Raw genomic sequence first — 13,966 nt, forward strand, 5'->3', positions numbered from 1 at the left:
TGAAAGATGGTAAAATTAGTATAGCGAGTTTGTACAAGCACCCGCTTCTTACATATGATTTTGTCTTCAGGAGGTGAAGCGATGAACGAAATTGTACATTTATTAAATCAATACGGGTACATCGTGTTGTTTATTTCGTTAATGCTTGAGCTAATTATTGTCCCAATTCCAAACGAAGCGCTAATGAGTTATGTCGGTGTTCTTTGTTATCAGGGGGATATGAACATTTATTTATCCATTTTGTCCGCAGGACTTGGTGGAGTTGCCGGGGTGAGCGTATCTTATTGGATTGGCTATAAGCTTGGCGCGCCGTTCTTTCGTAAATACGGTCATTATGTGCATATGGGACCAGATAAACTTGAAAAAATGGAAAAATGGTATGAAAAATATGGGCGTGTGTTGGTGATGTTTTCGTATTTCATTCCAGGTGTGAGACACGTGGCGAGCATTTTTTCCGGTGTCATTCATCTTCCCTTTCGAATTTTTTCGATCTTTGCTTACATAGGCGTTTTTATTTGGGTCAGCACGTTCATGGTGCTCGGAAATATTTTGGGTCCAAAATGGCATGAATACGAAGGCGAAATCAAAAAATGGCTTGTTGTCGCAAGTATTATTGTGGCAATTGTAGGGATTCTGTATTTCGTCATTAAAACGAACTTATCCTTTATTAAAGAATCAGCGGTTCTGTTATTTGAGTATATTTTCCAACGCTACCATAGCTTGTTGAAGATTAAGTTCATCGTTCTGAGTTTTCTGCTTTTGTTTATTGCGTTTATTACCTTAATGGTCATCGCACTTGAGAACTTGATTAGCAATGAATTTGGTAACTTTGATGCGATTATAGGAGCTATTATTTTATCAGTATTTGGAGGGAAATATGTCACGTTGATGCAAGTTATGTCGAATCTCTCGTCTTGGTGGGTGCTAGGAATTGCATCGTTCATTACGCTTGTGCTTATTTTCTTCAATCGAAAGCACCGCTGGATGGAGATGATCTTCTTTGCTGCGACGGTTCTGCTGACTTTCCTATCATCAACGGGTATTCATTGGCTTCTTCATTACTTCATTGATGGAAGCATGATTAGTCCTACGGTTCCAGACGTTCGTACGATGCTATTTTTATCGGTGTTCAGCTTTTTCTTTCTAATGGTTGCCCGTCATCACGGTAACGTAGCCCTTGGTGTCACGTCTTTTGTTTTATACATCGTCGTTCTCGGCCTATATGCGATCAGCGGCATTTATTTATTCCGCTTCTTACCAAGCGATATAGCCATTAGCTACTTATTTAGTGCCGTGCTTGTAAGCGGTGGCCTGCTAGCGCTTGAGACGTTCCGCTTTTTAGCGTTAATTAAGGAGCACATGTACAAGGAAAAACAGCGTGCATAAGAAAAGGAGAGACTCAGCGTCTCTCCTTTTTATTGGGTATGTATACATCCATGACCTTATCAATAAGCAACTTTATAGCCCACACCAGCTAAAATAAAACTCACGTTTAGTAAAAAGAAGGATCGCTATTTCTCTTGATGTTTCGTTTCAATTTACATTCCAATAAACAGGAACTAGCCCATTCGCTGTCGAATTCTCTAACAATATACATAGACGATAACTGGTTCATTTTAGGTGGTGAAAATATGTCTTCGGTTTCCTTGTTAGGAGTAAACAGCTGGATTAATGTCGCGTCCGCGGTTCTTTTGGTCATTGGGTTTTATTTTACGCTCAGCTTTCTTCAAGCGTTAAAAGAGGAAGACGTGCGGGTGACCAAACAGCTTAAGCTTGCTGCTGTTACATGTATCGGTGCGGCGCTATTAGCTCCTGCACTGTATCAATTGTACATTTACTTCAGGGTGGTATGATGAGTTCGTCATTATAGAAGTTCTCGTCGTTCCGCCTGCTGCGTTTTTCTTCGTTTTATAGTCCAAGAGCTTCTATCGCTTCGCCACTAATCATCTTCTCTAACTGCCGTGCCAAGTCATCTAGCTCTTCGGTATCAGTGTAGATATCAAGATTAACTGCTGCGTCATGACTTTGCAGTGAGAGGGTTGCTTCGAAAAAATCCTCGTCTAGCCAGTTTTTACGTAAATGAAACGCGTACTCTCTCATCATAATCATCTCTCTTTTTTCTTCGATAAGTAATAAAGTTAGAAACGTCCACCTACTTTTTGTTTTCTTCTTTAATCGTAAATCCATATAAAACAAGGCAAAAGCCAATAATCATGACCAATAGTTCAATACCTGCTAGACTCGTCGCTGAATCTGCCAGAATAAATCCCCCCATTAAAATCATGCTGATGCCAAGAAGCATCCACCGAATGGCTCTCATATGACTCCCCCTTTTGAAATATTTATTCTTGTCCTACTAACTAACGACTTCACCCTATGATAGATCACCAAAGGTCTCTACTCGATTTCGTCCATTATTTTTGGCGTAATACAACGCTTTATCTGCCTCTTTAATCAGTTCATTAAGATTTTCATGATCATAGAACTGCGCGACACCGAAGCTTGCTGTAACTGCAATAGAGTTTGTTTCATATTGAATGGGACGCTGTTCAAGTTTCTTGCGAATGTCTTCTGCAACATGTACAGCTTCATGTAGCATGACGTCAGGGAGCAGTATAACGAACTCCTCTCCTCCGTATCGAGCTAGAATGACATGCTCGTCAAGTAGCGATTGAGCTTTATTCACCACGTATTTAATCGTCTCATCACCCGCTTCATGACCATAGGTGTCGTTAATCGATTTAAAGTAATCAATATCAAAGATAATGAGCGATAGCGCTCGCTGATCCTCGCGATAACTACGTATATACGCCTCACCTTTTTCTACTAAATATGATCGGTTAAAGCTATTTGTAAGTCCATCCTTATACGCCCGTGTTTCCAAATCTTCTCGCAGCAACCGTTCACTTGTAATGTTACTAAGCAGAATTGTTCTACCTGCTAGCACGCCGTTCTTTTTATAGAGAGGGTAAACATGAAAGAGGACAAATTCCCTTCCATTTGCTGTGATCCATTCTAGTTCTCTTTTAATCTCTTCATCTTTGTTTAGCTGCCAGTTTGGAAGATCCGTCTCAGCCATTTGTGTTTGCCATACATGCTCTATATGCTGTCCGATTGAAAAGCGGTTTAATCCTCCTAGCATACAGCTCGCTACTTCGTTGTAATCAACAATATGGTTAGAGGGATCGAGCACAAGAACACCGTCTCGCATATGTTCAAACACATATTCTTTCGCGATTGGTGCGATGACAAGCATGTCTGAAGATAAAATGGCAATGACATACAGCGTAGATGTGATGCACATAACAGCGGGAACAGGGTCCATGTTATAAGGAGCTTGTCCCATTAAATAAAGAAACGAAGCGATCATCGGAAGCAGTGAGGCGACAATCATCGCCCCGAGCTGTAGACGATAAGAAGACTTGACCTTCTTTCCGTATGCAAACAGAATGCAAATACACGCAAACAGTGAGCCGAACGTATAGCTTCCGTGGATGACATAAAAAGGCCCAATTTCAAGATCAGCTAGCACCCATGACCCAACGTTTTTTAAAATAATCGCTTTGTAAAATAAGTGGTGTGAATTATTGGTTAAGACAGCTGTGACGCTGATGAGCGGAACAACAAATAACAAAACCAAATTTCGTTTTGTTAAGTAGCGGTCAAATCCTAAAAATTGCATCGCAAGCACTACATTTAGAGGTGGAATAAATGGTAAGCCTAAATACTGCAGCTTAATCATTCCATCAATTTCTGTAAACGTACTTCCAGTCAACTCCAGTGCATGACCAAAAATATAGATGCAAGAGGTGATGCAAATGAGAATAAATGTCGTACTTCCCGAAAACGTGCTTCGCTTTACGTACGCTAATATTCCAAGCAAAAACGTAATAACCCCTGATATACAGATGATTACCACATAATCAAATATATATAAATTCATGTCTAATCCCCAATTTCATGCGTTATCTTTTTCTATCACTATCATACTTCATTTTCGTGAAATTTTGGAAATTTTTTCTGTTGGAATGGGGTGTGTATACTCATACATTTTTATTGTTACGCTTTCAAATTCTTCACAAACAGGACACGTTCTTTTCCTTCCCCATCGTAATTCTGATGCACAGATACCCCGTCTATAGTCATGTTACCTTCTTCAACCCCAAAACCTAACTTTGTATGATAGGCAATAGACGTTTTGTTGAAAGGAGACGTTATACAGCGAACAATATGTCGTCCTTCGTTTTGTACGGTTTGAAAGGAGGAACGGATTTTAATTACGTTTACCTTCTCGTGCTTCTCTTAGTTCTTTCTACTTGTATAATAAGTTCGTCGCTGTTCGCTTGTACGTATTGATACAATGATTATAAATGGAAGACGATCCTTTTCAAACCAATCTTTCAAACTATGTTACAATAAAACAAAAGGAGAAATAATATGGAATTAAAATATAAAAACCACCCTCTCTGGAAAGTAGCGGGTGGCATCTGGTTGTTTGTGTTACTAGCTGATTTGGGCGTCATGTATGTCTCATTTGGTGACAGTGCGACGAATTTCACCTGGATCTTGCCCCTTTTTTCTGTTGTAACGATGATTTTGTGTTTAATGGCCGCTTTTTTTAGCTTTCGCGTTCAGCAAACGGACTATGTACGAATAGATGATCAAATCATCTCCATTCATAAAGGTCCTGTTCGTCCTAGACAAAAGATTAAGTTGGTGGATGTGAAGGAAGGCCGCATTATGGATCAGCAGATGGTATTAATTCTAAGAAATGAACATGAAGTTTCTATTAACCTTAGGCAGCTAAGCATCACAAACAGTGAGCGATTACAGCAAGCCTTAAAAGAGTGTATAGTTATTCGCTAGACTCCTATTTTTTGAGAAGTCCTACTCCTAATAATAGAAGTCCAATTAAAAAAAGAAGCGGAAATAATAGCATCATCAGCGCTCCTCCACCGATGCCATTATCTGAAGATGCTGCTAGAATCATGCCACCTGTTCCGGAGAGAAGTGGCGCAATTACAAACATCGTCATTAATCCCCAAATCACACGCTTTGTTTTTTTTGTTTTATCTTTTAGTAGTGAGAAAACAAAAAAACAGACAAGTAGTAGAATAATAAACCAAACGACGGCAAACCCCACCATTTGAAGCTCCCCCTTTTTAATAGAAAAAAGCATGAGTATCCGTAGCTCATGCTTTTGTGTCGGTCATTGTGCCTCTATTAAAAGTTTATGCACCGTTTTTGTTCCTATTCCCACTATTAAGCTTTCTTTCATGTTCGTCCTGTTCTTTTTTCCATCTGTAGTTGTAGCCGATTGAAATAAATCCTAGCACAATCAGCGGAAGCGTTATGTTAAGGGTCATCATTACATTTGTTTTTAAGTAGAATTGGTAAAAGCAAAAATCAAGGATGGCGACTAAAAAATAGACGGGAATCATTCGCTTCTTCCAAAAAAGTGAGTTTTTCATACTGCACACCACCTTCTCCTATACGCTAACATGTTATCCAAACCTTAACAACCCTTGATGAATTTTACATGTTATGTTAGGGTGAAGGGGTCTGATAACCAATGAAAGGAGCTCGTCTATGCTAGTCAAAACCATCGTTGCATCCATCATTGCTGGGGTGCTTTTTACTATTTTATCGCGCTTTTTTATGAAAACGAATAAAAAGAATTATGTGCTCCAAGGTGCTTTGTTTGCGGTTATGCTATTTATTCTGTTCTCGATCATTAAACCATATAGCTAATCAGGGACTTTCCCTCCCTGATTGTTGCTATGCCACCCTAGAAAGGAATTGTTTCGCTACTTGCAGCTCCATTTTTGCGTCCCCTTTTATTTTTGCGCTGTGAGCTAAGTGCTTCATACGTTGAAAATGTGCGTTCATCTCTTCCGCATCACCTTTCATGTAGGAATTTAGCATTCGAACACGTTCCCCTTCAATAGAAGAGTCTCGCTTTAACGGCTTTTCCACCTCTTGGAAATTCTTCGCAAACATCTCTTCATTTTTTTCAATGCATGCGTAATAAAAAAGAAGTTGATAAACCATTTTATAACGAAATACGCTTGGGTAGCCGTGAAGGTTTTCTTCTATTCTCTTTGCGTAATTCCCAGCACGCTCTAGATCACTATTAACATAGGCACGAAACATGCGGTAATTATTCAGCGTCATTCCGTACACGTCATGATCCAAAAAATATCCGCTTTCCGTAAATACTTCCTCATCCATCGCTAGTGGATTTACACCACCGCTCACTTCGTACGTCATCATTACAATCTGAATTTCTGCTTTGTCTTTTGGCGATTTACGAATCAGACTTAAAAGATTTGCACCATCAGACTTGAATCCGCCTGCTCGAAAAGGAAGCAAATTCGTGACGGCAGAAAAGGCACCAAAAATCGTGTTCATTAAAAGAAATAAAGAAAAATAAGGCGCAGATTGCGTAATGGATGTAGCGAGAAGTAGATAGGCTCCTAGAAGTGCCGAAAGCCCATTCATGACAATTCCTCCAGATAAAAAGATACCAAAGTTCATTTCCGATGACTTTTTCTCAGTCGGAAGCATAATGCAAAAGCCACCTAAGCCCTGTGCACGATTCCAGCTAAATTTGAACTGCTCTCCTTCTCGATCAACGGTCAATCCAGCTACGTTTAATGAGTGGAAGTGGAAGCGCTGAGTAAGACCTGCTAGTAAATGACCTAGCTCATGAATTAAAATTTGAACATAATAAGAGAGCACAAAAAAGACTAGTATACTCCAAAGGGGTAAGCTCATTATCCACTCATCATTTGTATTTATTAACAATAAAACTCCAACAAACCCTAAAACTCCTCCAAGGACTAAACTAATTAAAATTGAGGAGGCGCTTTGCTTTTGTTTCTTTTTCTTCATGGAAATCTCCTTTTCTTGGGTTACTACTAGGTAATACGATTTAGTTCTATAGAAGGTTTCAAAATGATGGTAAAGAATCTATTTTTATGAAGGAATGGCGCACAAAAAAACAAGCGGTGCGCACCGCTTGTTTTTCTCTACTTATAGATTAGACGGCTTCTGTCGTTCATCACTGGCTGAATAGACGCGGCTAACGCCCATTGCAATACTTATGAAGAAAAAGCCAACCACGTAGCCTGCTGGCTGAATATTAAATGCAAAGCATAAAATTGTAGCGCTTAATAAGACAATAAGAATGACAAGAAAAAATTTCCCCATGATGACTACTCCTCCCTATCAAAAAAACTGGTTAAAAATGTATACGAATGAAGTAGTCGAAAAGTTTCGTTTTTTGTTTTGATTTCTTAAAATTATTTACGTTCGGGACAAATTATGTTTTTTCATATTATTTAGCTACTAAAATTTTACTTCCTGCTACATTGGTGCGTAGCCTTTTTTACATAAAAGACCCCCATTCTTTAAAAGAACGGGGCAATTTCTTCTATAAACGTGTTAACGAATCATGAATGTCTTTTGCCGTGTCGCGACCATTTTGAATACATGCTCCAATTCCTACGCCGTAATAGGAACAGCCGGCTAACAGGATATTTGGAAAACGCTTCTTCATCTCCTCCGTCAGCGATTGAAGAGCTTGCTTATGATCAAGCGTATAGTTCGGCATGAGATTGTTCCAATATGTCACTTCAACTGAAGCTGGACTTGTTTCAATTCCGAGACTTCTCTTCACGTCGCTCAGCGCTTCTTCAATAAACGCTTCTTTTGGCAACTTAATTAAGCGCTCGTAGGCAGGATTGGTACTTTTATAAAACAAGCGCACAAGCAAGCGTCGCTTTTTAGACGTATGCGTCCACTTTCTACTGGACCATGTACATGCATTACAAGAAAGATCGCTCCCATTTGATACGATAAAACCCGTTCCGTTCGCAGGAAGTTCCTCATCTGGTACGTCAAAGCCAATGTAGACGCTTGTCAGCGACGAGTTTTTCATCTGATTGAAATGTTGATCAAGTGTACTATCCTTTATAATAGCTTGGGCGACATCATGGGGCGTTGCAAGCACCACATAATCTGCTTCCAATTCTTCGTGATTATCGAATGAAATCATATATTTTTCATCCATCTTTTGAATAGAGGTTGTCGTTGTTCCTTTTAAAATTGTCGACTCGCTGACCTTTTCTTCTAGTCGATCAATAATCGTTGATAGACCATTTCGAAAGGAGAGGAACTTTTTGTTTCCAGACTTTTGAAAGCGCTCTTTGTTTGCCCCGAGCCCTTTAATGATGCTGCCATATCGATTTTTATAGTCGACTAAGTAAGGAAGCGTCGTCGCAAGGGTTAGCTTATCCAAATCACCAGAGTACACGCCTGATAAGACGGGGGCAATTTGGTTTTCAACAAGCTCATCGCCGAGAAACGTTTTTAAAAATGGGCCAATTGGACTATCAACCGTGAACGCACTGTTTTCTGATTCTAAATCTTGCAGCGCTCTCTCCTTTCCTTCCTGCGAAACGAGCGTGCTGCTAAAAAGAGAGTCTACATTCGTTGGAATACCGAAAATCGTATCCTCTGGAATTTTGTGCAGTGCTCCGTGTGAATAAAGGTAAGAAGACCCTGTCGCATTGTAGACGACTTCGTCCTCTAGTTCTAGATCGTTTACAAGCGGCGCAACGCTCTCATTTCGTGTGACAATGGAGTCTGCCCCGGTTTCCATCAAAAAGTCGTCTTGCTCTACGGTGTGAATTTTCCCACCTAAATGGTCATTTTTTTCAACTAATACAATTTCTATATCAAGATTTTGCTGATTTTTTAATCGTTGTAAGTCGTACATAGTCGTAAGGCCTGTAATGCCTCCTCCTATAATTACGATTCGTTTCATAATTACACGCTCCTAATACATCGAGTCTATCATCTTTCCTCTTTCTTTCCGAACCGAAAGTATGATTCTATTTTACCAACTTTTACGGTCAATGTATCGCATGACGGGTTAAAAATCGTGACAAAAAAAGAAACAAAAAGCTTCAAATGATTCTGAAGCTTTTTGTTTCTTCTATGTATTAAATAAAGTTCTTGGTCATACAAACGTGTGGAATATCCGCTTCAATGAACGGCTCTGATACGGTTTCATAGCCAAGCTTGTGGTAAAAGCCTTCTGCCTGCGTTTGTCCGTGCAGTTTCACAGAGTTTGCTTGTCTTCTTTTCGCTAGCTCCTCTAACGCCACAATAATGCCTTTTCCTAAACCGAATTTGCGATAAGGCTCTAATATGCAAATACGTTCAAGCTTTCCTACATCACCGATCATGCGTACACGGCCTGTTCCTACCGGTTGGCGATCATAGTACACTAAAATGTGGTCACATGAGCCATCAAGCTGATCAAATCCATCAAACTCTTCCGCTTCTGGTACGTGCTGTTCGTCAATAAAGACGGCTTTGCGAATGGAGAAGGCATCCTTTAGTTGTTCACTTGTGTTGATTGTCACAATACTCATTGCTGTCATCCCTTCTTATGTTTTGATCATTGTAGCGAAAAAGAAGCGCACTGTAAACAGAAAAAAAGAGTGCCAGAGAGCACTCTTTCCCGTACTTAGTCACTGATTGACTCATCGCGCGTGCTTTTTTTGTTCCTTTCGCCCTTTATGTCAAGCTTCAATTCCTCTTCTGGAATATGATCGACCGTCAGATCACTCTCGGGCTGGTTTACTAATCGCTTCTTATCTAAGTGTTCGGGGTCGTTTTTAACCTTCATCTCTTCGTCTTTTCCGTCTACCATTTCAAGCTTGTATTGCTCCATCAGAATTCCTCCTAAGAGTAGTACGGTGACTGTTCATGATGCGTGTCTTCTACTCGAAATGTGTTTACTATGTATGTAGCCCATTTAGGAGCAGGGTAAACCTCGATCAAATCGCTTGTGTAGACTCATATTTATTATGTATTACTCTTGAATCCAAATCGTTTTCGTATACCCAATCTGAAAACCGATCCGTTCCATATTGGCATGACTTACTGAACCAAACCTTGCTTGGCTAACGGCTAAGTAACACTCTTGATTAAGTGCTTCTACTAATCGCTTTTGTAGTAAGGCTGTTTGCACGCCTTTTCTACGCTGTTCAGGAATTGTTGCAGCAGCAGCCATCGTCGCCATTCCATCTTTTAAAAATAAGACGCCAATTCCAGCTGGTTTCCCGTTTATCTCCGCAACATAAAACGACCATCCTTCTTTTCCAAATAGGATTTGATTGTTTGAAGCTACCCCACTTGCTAAAAAAGGCGGCATAGAAAAGCCTTTTGTATACAATTCACCAAAGAGAGAAAATTCATCTTCTCTTAATTCTCGAACGGAAACAGACGCATTCATTTGTGCTTCTTCTTTTATGAGCGGCTTATAAAAAGAGGTATGAAAATCATGCTGATAAAAGCCTTTTTTAGCCAAATAGGTCAATAAATTAGACGAGACATGTGCAGGCGTTAGTTCAAAGCGAACGGGTATCCCCTTTTCTTTATAAAAAGCAAGAATATCTTCTACATACGATTCATCCCCGTCTTGTAAACCTTTTACGGTATTAAAGCTTGGACCTGGAATGTTTTGAACAGAAAAAGCAGTTGCACGTCCAAAGTGCTTTATCTCCACATTCATCGGGTTTCCTGGGAGTTGTTCCATCACTGTTAGGCGCGATGTTAAACAATCAATCTCAGCATGCTCTAGCAACAAGCCTTTGCTTTTCGTTGTCATATCTACTCTAGCCTCTCTCTCTTAAAATGATGTTCACGCTCTATCTTACATACGCGTAGTGAAAACGATTCGTACCATTCACTTTTCCCTTTTTCTTGTGCCACTTTGTGAGCTGCATGATTTCTCCATTGATTAATATCTTCTAATGATTCCCAATAGGATATGGTAATGCCAAGCGAGGAATCCTGTGCACTTTCAATCCCTAAAAAGCCTTTTTGCTGCTCCGCAAGTTCCACCATTTTAATCGCCATTTCCTCGTATCCTTTTTGCATGGGCGTGCGAGTAGAGGTGAAAATCACTGCGTAGTAGTCTGAAAAATGACTCATCATTTTGGTCCCTCCATTTTTAAGTAAGATAAACTGATTCTCTGTAAACAGAAGTAAACCCTTCTTTTTTTCTCGTTATTAGAAAAAATGTCTTTTTGTGTCGATATCATCGGATAATGACGTTTTTTAGAGCAGAGGCGTCAAAGCATCGTTTCATCACCATGAAAAACAGGGTATATTTTCTTAAAAACCCAGCATTATGATAAACTAATGGGGATGGGTTTTTAAGACACAAGGAACAGGAGAACAGACGATGAACAAAACATTAGAAGAACTACAAAGTCGTGTGAAAAAAGAGCATCAGGATATTGCTAAATTTGCACAGCACATTTTTGAAGAATTAGATCATAAAGTTGAAGAGCATCGTTTACTAACGGCTTCCAATGCGTTAGCAGGTATTAATCCGGACGGAAAAACGGAAAAGCTCTATCTTGATTTTGTGAATGAAACAAAGCGTACGATTATTGATGTTCTTGTGAAAACCACACAAGACTTCGAGCATCAAGGTGATAAATATTGGGACAAAAACTTTAAAGACGGCGTTGACCAGTAAGACTGCGGCCACCCTCTTAAAAACGCTTGGATAGGATTCCAAGCGTTTTTTTGTCTTTACAGTTTCTATCCTATATAATTCCAAATTTTTGATATAATGCTAGAAGATACTTTCTAAAGGAGGATTTACGATGAAATTGCTATTGAAAATCATTGAATGCATTGCGGTTTCTCTTGTTGTCATTGGGATCATCCAATTTTTAATTGAAAAGTTTTCGTAAAGCGGTCTAAAGAGAGCAGAAAATGACCGATCATACATAGAAAAAATTGCTAAGATACGTTTAAGAGGTGGAGAAATATGGGATGGGTTGAAGGAATACAACGAGCAATTGCATACATGGAAGGCCATTTACTTGAGGAGGTGTCGATAGAGGAAATTGCAAGAGAAGCCCACTCTTCTGCTTTCCACTTTCAGCGCACATTTTCTCTTCTTACCGATATCTCGGTTGGAGAATATATGAGAAGGCGACGCTTAACCCTTGCCGCAGAGGACTTAACAGGAAGCGATATCAAAATCATTGACCTTGCGCTTAAGTATGGGTACGATACGCCCGAATCGTTCTCAAAAGCCTTTAAAAAGCAGCACGGCATTAAACCAAGTGAAGCAAGAAAAAATGCTAGAAACTTAAAATCATATAATCGCTTAACGATTCAAGTAAGCATAAAAGGAGCCGAACCGATGAATTATAAAATCGTGGAAAAAGAAAGCTTTCAAGTTGTTGGATTACGTCGTCCGTTTTCAGTGAAAAATGGAGAAAACCTAAGTGGAATTCCAGCCTTTTGGAATGAAGTGAATGGAAATAAAACGGATGCAACGTTATTTCAGTTAAATGATGGGGTGGTAAAGGGCGTACTTGGCGTTTGCGACACGAAGGAAGACTCCCCTCTCATGGATTATTGGATCGCTACTGCTCATGAGGGCGAAGCACCAAATTCGTTTGAATCTCTCGAAATCCCGGCATCCAAATGGGCCATCTTTGAGGTGCGTGGACCAATGCCTGATGCGATGCAAAATACGTGGAAGAAAATTATTCAGGAATGGTTCCCATCAAACAGCTACCGCCATGCTGGTACACCAGAACTTGAAGTGTATACGGATGAAGATCCAACGAGTCCTAATCTGTACTCTGAAATTTGGATCCCTGTCAAATGACGAATTATCAAGGAAACGGCGCTTATTGCTATGCAAACGGAGGGTCTATGCTTTTAGCTTCTATTGGCGAAACCGTATCTCCTTCTCTTCTCGAGGTGGCAAGCGGATTCTCACTTGGTGCGAGCTTGGTACGGCATGACCTTCTTCATTTTGATCAAGCTATGAGTAGTCCAGATCAAGCGTTAAATCATGCTTTTCATCATTTAGGATTTCAAGTTACGGAGAACGTTAAAGGAAACGATGCGTCTATGCCCATTGACGAACTAACTGAAGCATTAAAAAACGGACCCGCTCTCTTAGGTCCTCTTGATATGGGCATGCTGACCTATTTGCCCAATCACCCCTTTCTTCATGGGTGTGATCACTATGTACTCGCTATCAAAATAGAAGGTGATCGCCTTCTCCTTCACGATCCTGCCGGCTATCCGTACGTTTGGTTTCCTATTGCACAGCTAGAAAATGCGTGGAGAGCCAAAAGCATTGAGTGGAGCAGCGGTGCTTATCGCTATTGGACGTCACCGAAACGAATGGAAAATGCGTCTGATGGAGTGCTCGCTCAGCGCCTTCTATCTTTTTATGAAAAAATATATCGTCGTCATCAAAACGAGTATCAATCAGGTAGTGCAATTATTTATCAAAAAGCAACAGATATGCAGAGAGACCTCGTATCCATGGCTGAAAAAGAGCACCTCAGACACTTCGCCTTCCCTGTCGGAGCACGACGAGCACTTGATTTTTCTCAGTTTTTTCAACAATCCTCTCCTACTTTTTCTTCGCTAAAAAAAGCACAGGCTGAGATCTTCGGTGAGTGCTATACGTATGCCTCTTATGAAGATTGGCGGATGGTTGGTGAAACGTTGGAGAAGCTTGGTGGAGTTGAACAAGAGATTGAAAGGTTATTTAGGGAAAATATTGAGTCTTGAAGACTCAATATTTTTTTGTCTCTTCATTCCAAGTCTCTTGTCAAAAAATGAGAACGCTCTTATAATAATCACAAAGAGATGTACCGAAAGGAGATTGAAGCAAAACGATGTGGATCACTTTGTAATGAGTTGAAACAGTACACGCCTTTTTTTCTGTGCTGCTAGGCCAAGGGAGACGTGTGTCTTAATCATGTTCATTCAAAGGAACGCATGGTGTGCTTTTTCGTCTCGCATAGAAGTGAGAAGCAAAGCCGATACCGATGTGTATATGGCTTTTTTTAGTTTTACATCTCTTTTGTTGCCAAAAGCGTTCCTTCATTATTGAAGG

General features: G+C 40.1%; 19 protein-coding genes and 1 pseudogene. 7 read left to right on the top strand and 13 right to left on the bottom strand.

The annotated features are described in order from the left end of the window. Window positions 1–81 precede the first annotated feature (81 nt). Window positions 82–1,386 (top strand): DedA family protein, encoded by a 1,305-nt coding sequence (locus AMD01_RS09575; RefSeq protein ID WP_053401181.1) that lies wholly within the window; start codon window positions 82–84, stop codon window positions 1,384–1,386. 245 nt (window positions 1,387–1,631) lie between these two features. Further along, complete coding sequence (locus AMD01_RS09580) at window positions 1,632–1,853, top strand: hypothetical protein (RefSeq protein WP_053401182.1); 222 nt, start codon at window positions 1,632–1,634, stop codon at window positions 1,851–1,853. A 55-nt stretch (window positions 1,854–1,908) separates the two neighbouring features. Here AMD01_RS09580 and AMD01_RS09585 read toward each other — a convergent pair whose 3' ends face one another. From AMD01_RS09585 to AMD01_RS25025, 4 genes and pseudogenes are all read right to left on the bottom strand, one after another. Next, the gene (locus tag AMD01_RS09585) at window positions 1,909–2,109 is read right to left on the bottom strand and encodes a hypothetical protein (protein ID WP_157052683.1); all 201 of its coding nucleotides are present in this window, start codon (window positions 2,107–2,109) and stop codon (window positions 1,909–1,911) included. A gap of 43 nt (window positions 2,110–2,152) precedes the next feature. Next, window positions 2,153–2,320 (bottom strand): hypothetical protein, encoded by a 168-nt coding sequence (locus AMD01_RS24020; protein ID WP_157052684.1) that lies wholly within the window; start codon window positions 2,318–2,320, stop codon window positions 2,153–2,155. 54 nt (window positions 2,321–2,374) lie between these two features. After that, window positions 2,375–3,943, bottom strand: a complete 1,569-nt coding sequence (locus AMD01_RS09590) for a histidine kinase N-terminal 7TM domain-containing diguanylate cyclase (RefSeq protein ID WP_053401184.1) — start codon at window positions 3,941–3,943, stop codon at window positions 2,375–2,377. 116 nt (window positions 3,944–4,059) lie between these two features. Continuing rightward, window positions 4,060–4,257: pseudogene (locus AMD01_RS25025) on the bottom strand (GNAT family N-acetyltransferase); the annotation flags it as partial. A 180-nt stretch (window positions 4,258–4,437) separates the two neighbouring features. Between AMD01_RS25025 and AMD01_RS09595 the strand changes: the two are divergent. Further along, a complete protein-coding gene (locus AMD01_RS09595) occupies window positions 4,438–4,866 on the top strand; it encodes a hypothetical protein (RefSeq protein ID WP_053401185.1) in 429 nt (142 codons plus the stop codon). Window positions 4,867–4,870: 4 nt separating this feature from the next. On the opposite strand, the gene AMD01_RS09600 is transcribed toward AMD01_RS09595, so the two are convergent. Both AMD01_RS09600 and AMD01_RS09605 read right to left on the bottom strand, forming a co-directional pair. Beyond that, window positions 4,871–5,146 (bottom strand): hypothetical protein, encoded by a 276-nt coding sequence (locus AMD01_RS09600; protein WP_053401186.1) that lies wholly within the window; start codon window positions 5,144–5,146, stop codon window positions 4,871–4,873. A gap of 85 nt (window positions 5,147–5,231) precedes the next feature. Then, complete coding sequence (locus AMD01_RS09605) at window positions 5,232–5,471, bottom strand: hypothetical protein (RefSeq protein WP_053401187.1); 240 nt, start codon at window positions 5,469–5,471, stop codon at window positions 5,232–5,234. A gap of 118 nt (window positions 5,472–5,589) precedes the next feature. Here AMD01_RS09605 and AMD01_RS24025 point away from each other — a divergent pair, with 118 nt between their 5' ends. Next, window positions 5,590–5,751: a hypothetical protein gene (locus AMD01_RS24025; protein WP_157052685.1), complete on the top strand. Its 162-nt coding sequence runs from the start codon at window positions 5,590–5,592 to the stop codon at window positions 5,749–5,751. A 27-nt stretch (window positions 5,752–5,778) separates the two neighbouring features. Here the strand turns inward: AMD01_RS24025 and AMD01_RS09610 are convergent, their stop codons facing one another. The 7 genes from AMD01_RS09610 to AMD01_RS09635 all read right to left on the bottom strand — a co-directional run bounded on the left by AMD01_RS09610 (window position 5,779) and on the right by AMD01_RS09635 (window position 11,010). Beyond that, the gene (locus AMD01_RS09610; RefSeq protein ID WP_053401188.1) at window positions 5,779–6,894 is read right to left on the bottom strand and encodes a hypothetical protein; all 1,116 of its coding nucleotides are present in this window, start codon (window positions 6,892–6,894) and stop codon (window positions 5,779–5,781) included. Window positions 6,895–7,035: 141 nt separating this feature from the next. Then, window positions 7,036–7,212 carry a hypothetical protein gene (locus tag AMD01_RS24030; protein WP_157052686.1) on the bottom strand — a complete coding sequence of 59 codons (177 nt, stop codon included), beginning with the start codon at window positions 7,210–7,212 and terminating at the stop codon, window positions 7,036–7,038. A 223-nt stretch (window positions 7,213–7,435) separates the two neighbouring features. Then, window positions 7,436–8,830, bottom strand: coding sequence for a protoporphyrinogen oxidase (locus AMD01_RS09615; RefSeq protein WP_053401189.1), 1,395 nt, complete (start codon window positions 8,828–8,830; stop codon window positions 7,436–7,438). 178 nt (window positions 8,831–9,008) lie between these two features. Then, the gene (locus AMD01_RS09620; RefSeq protein WP_053401190.1) at window positions 9,009–9,443 is read right to left on the bottom strand and encodes a GNAT family N-acetyltransferase; all 435 of its coding nucleotides are present in this window, start codon (window positions 9,441–9,443) and stop codon (window positions 9,009–9,011) included. Window positions 9,444–9,538: 95 nt separating this feature from the next. After that, window positions 9,539–9,745 (bottom strand): hypothetical protein, encoded by a 207-nt coding sequence (locus tag AMD01_RS09625; RefSeq protein ID WP_053401191.1) that lies wholly within the window; start codon window positions 9,743–9,745, stop codon window positions 9,539–9,541. Between the two features lie 141 nt (window positions 9,746–9,886). Next, window positions 9,887–10,684: a GNAT family N-acetyltransferase gene (locus AMD01_RS09630; RefSeq protein ID WP_053401192.1), complete on the bottom strand. Its 798-nt coding sequence runs from the start codon at window positions 10,682–10,684 to the stop codon at window positions 9,887–9,889. Window positions 10,685–10,686: 2 nt separating this feature from the next. Continuing rightward, window positions 10,687–11,010, bottom strand: coding sequence for an antibiotic biosynthesis monooxygenase family protein (locus tag AMD01_RS09635; protein WP_053401749.1), 324 nt, complete (start codon window positions 11,008–11,010; stop codon window positions 10,687–10,689). A gap of 253 nt (window positions 11,011–11,263) precedes the next feature. Between AMD01_RS09635 and AMD01_RS09640 the strand changes: the two genes are divergently transcribed. From AMD01_RS09640 to AMD01_RS09650, 3 genes are all read left to right on the top strand, one after another. Then, on the top strand, window positions 11,264–11,563 hold the full coding sequence (locus tag AMD01_RS09640; protein WP_053401193.1) for a hypothetical protein: 300 nt from the start codon (window positions 11,264–11,266) through the stop codon (window positions 11,561–11,563). Window positions 11,564–11,860: 297 nt separating this feature from the next. Beyond that, a complete protein-coding gene (locus tag AMD01_RS09645; protein WP_053401194.1) occupies window positions 11,861–12,715 on the top strand; it encodes an AraC family transcriptional regulator in 855 nt (284 codons plus the stop codon). Further along, window positions 12,712–13,638, top strand: a complete 927-nt coding sequence (locus tag AMD01_RS09650) for a hypothetical protein (RefSeq protein WP_053401195.1) — start codon at window positions 12,712–12,714, stop codon at window positions 13,636–13,638. The genes AMD01_RS09645 and AMD01_RS09650 overlap by 4 nt, the downstream gene beginning before the upstream one ends. Window positions 13,639–13,966 lie beyond the last annotated feature (328 nt).

It is taken from the genome of Priestia koreensis, assembly GCF_001274935.1.
Taxonomy (GTDB): domain Bacteria; phylum Bacillota; class Bacilli; order Bacillales; family Bacillaceae_H; genus Bacillus_AG; species Bacillus_AG koreensis.

Bases quoted from the DNA above. Each gene is read 5' to 3' on its own strand.
- AMD01_RS09575 (WP_053401181.1), top strand. From the start codon at position 82: ATGAACGAAATTGTACATTTATTAAATCAATACGGGTACATCGTGTTG.
- AMD01_RS09580 (WP_053401182.1), top strand. From the start codon at position 1,632: ATGTCTTCGGTTTCCTTGTTAGGAGTAAACAGCTGGATTAATGTCGCG.
- AMD01_RS09585 (WP_157052683.1), bottom strand. From the start codon at position 2,109: ATGATTATGATGAGAGAGTACGCGTTTCATTTACGTAAAAACTGGCTA.
- AMD01_RS24020 (WP_157052684.1), bottom strand. From the start codon at position 2,320: ATGAGAGCCATTCGGTGGATGCTTCTTGGCATCAGCATGATTTTAATG.
- AMD01_RS09590 (WP_053401184.1), bottom strand. From the start codon at position 3,943: ATGAATTTATATATATTTGATTATGTGGTAATCATCTGTATATCAGGG.
- AMD01_RS09595 (WP_053401185.1), top strand. From the start codon at position 4,438: ATGGAATTAAAATATAAAAACCACCCTCTCTGGAAAGTAGCGGGTGGC.
- AMD01_RS09600 (WP_053401186.1), bottom strand. From the start codon at position 5,146: ATGGTGGGGTTTGCCGTCGTTTGGTTTATTATTCTACTACTTGTCTGT.
- AMD01_RS09605 (WP_053401187.1), bottom strand. From the start codon at position 5,471: ATGAAAAACTCACTTTTTTGGAAGAAGCGAATGATTCCCGTCTATTTT.
- AMD01_RS24025 (WP_157052685.1), top strand. From the start codon at position 5,590: ATGCTAGTCAAAACCATCGTTGCATCCATCATTGCTGGGGTGCTTTTT.
- AMD01_RS09610 (WP_053401188.1), bottom strand. From the start codon at position 6,894: ATGAAGAAAAAGAAACAAAAGCAAAGCGCCTCCTCAATTTTAATTAGT.
- AMD01_RS24030 (WP_157052686.1), bottom strand. From the start codon at position 7,212: ATGGGGAAATTTTTTCTTGTCATTCTTATTGTCTTATTAAGCGCTACA.
- AMD01_RS09615 (WP_053401189.1), bottom strand. From the start codon at position 8,830: ATGAAACGAATCGTAATTATAGGAGGAGGCATTACAGGCCTTACGACT.
- AMD01_RS09620 (WP_053401190.1), bottom strand. From the start codon at position 9,443: ATGAGTATTGTGACAATCAACACAAGTGAACAACTAAAGGATGCCTTC.
- AMD01_RS09625 (WP_053401191.1), bottom strand. From the start codon at position 9,745: ATGGAGCAATACAAGCTTGAAATGGTAGACGGAAAAGACGAAGAGATG.
- AMD01_RS09630 (WP_053401192.1), bottom strand. From the start codon at position 10,684: ATGACAACGAAAAGCAAAGGCTTGTTGCTAGAGCATGCTGAGATTGAT.
- AMD01_RS09635 (WP_053401749.1), bottom strand. From the start codon at position 11,010: ATGAGTCATTTTTCAGACTACTACGCAGTGATTTTCACCTCTACTCGC.
- AMD01_RS09640 (WP_053401193.1), top strand. From the start codon at position 11,264: ATGAACAAAACATTAGAAGAACTACAAAGTCGTGTGAAAAAAGAGCAT.
- AMD01_RS09645 (WP_053401194.1), top strand. From the start codon at position 11,861: ATGGGATGGGTTGAAGGAATACAACGAGCAATTGCATACATGGAAGGC.
- AMD01_RS09650 (WP_053401195.1), top strand. From the start codon at position 12,712: ATGACGAATTATCAAGGAAACGGCGCTTATTGCTATGCAAACGGAGGG.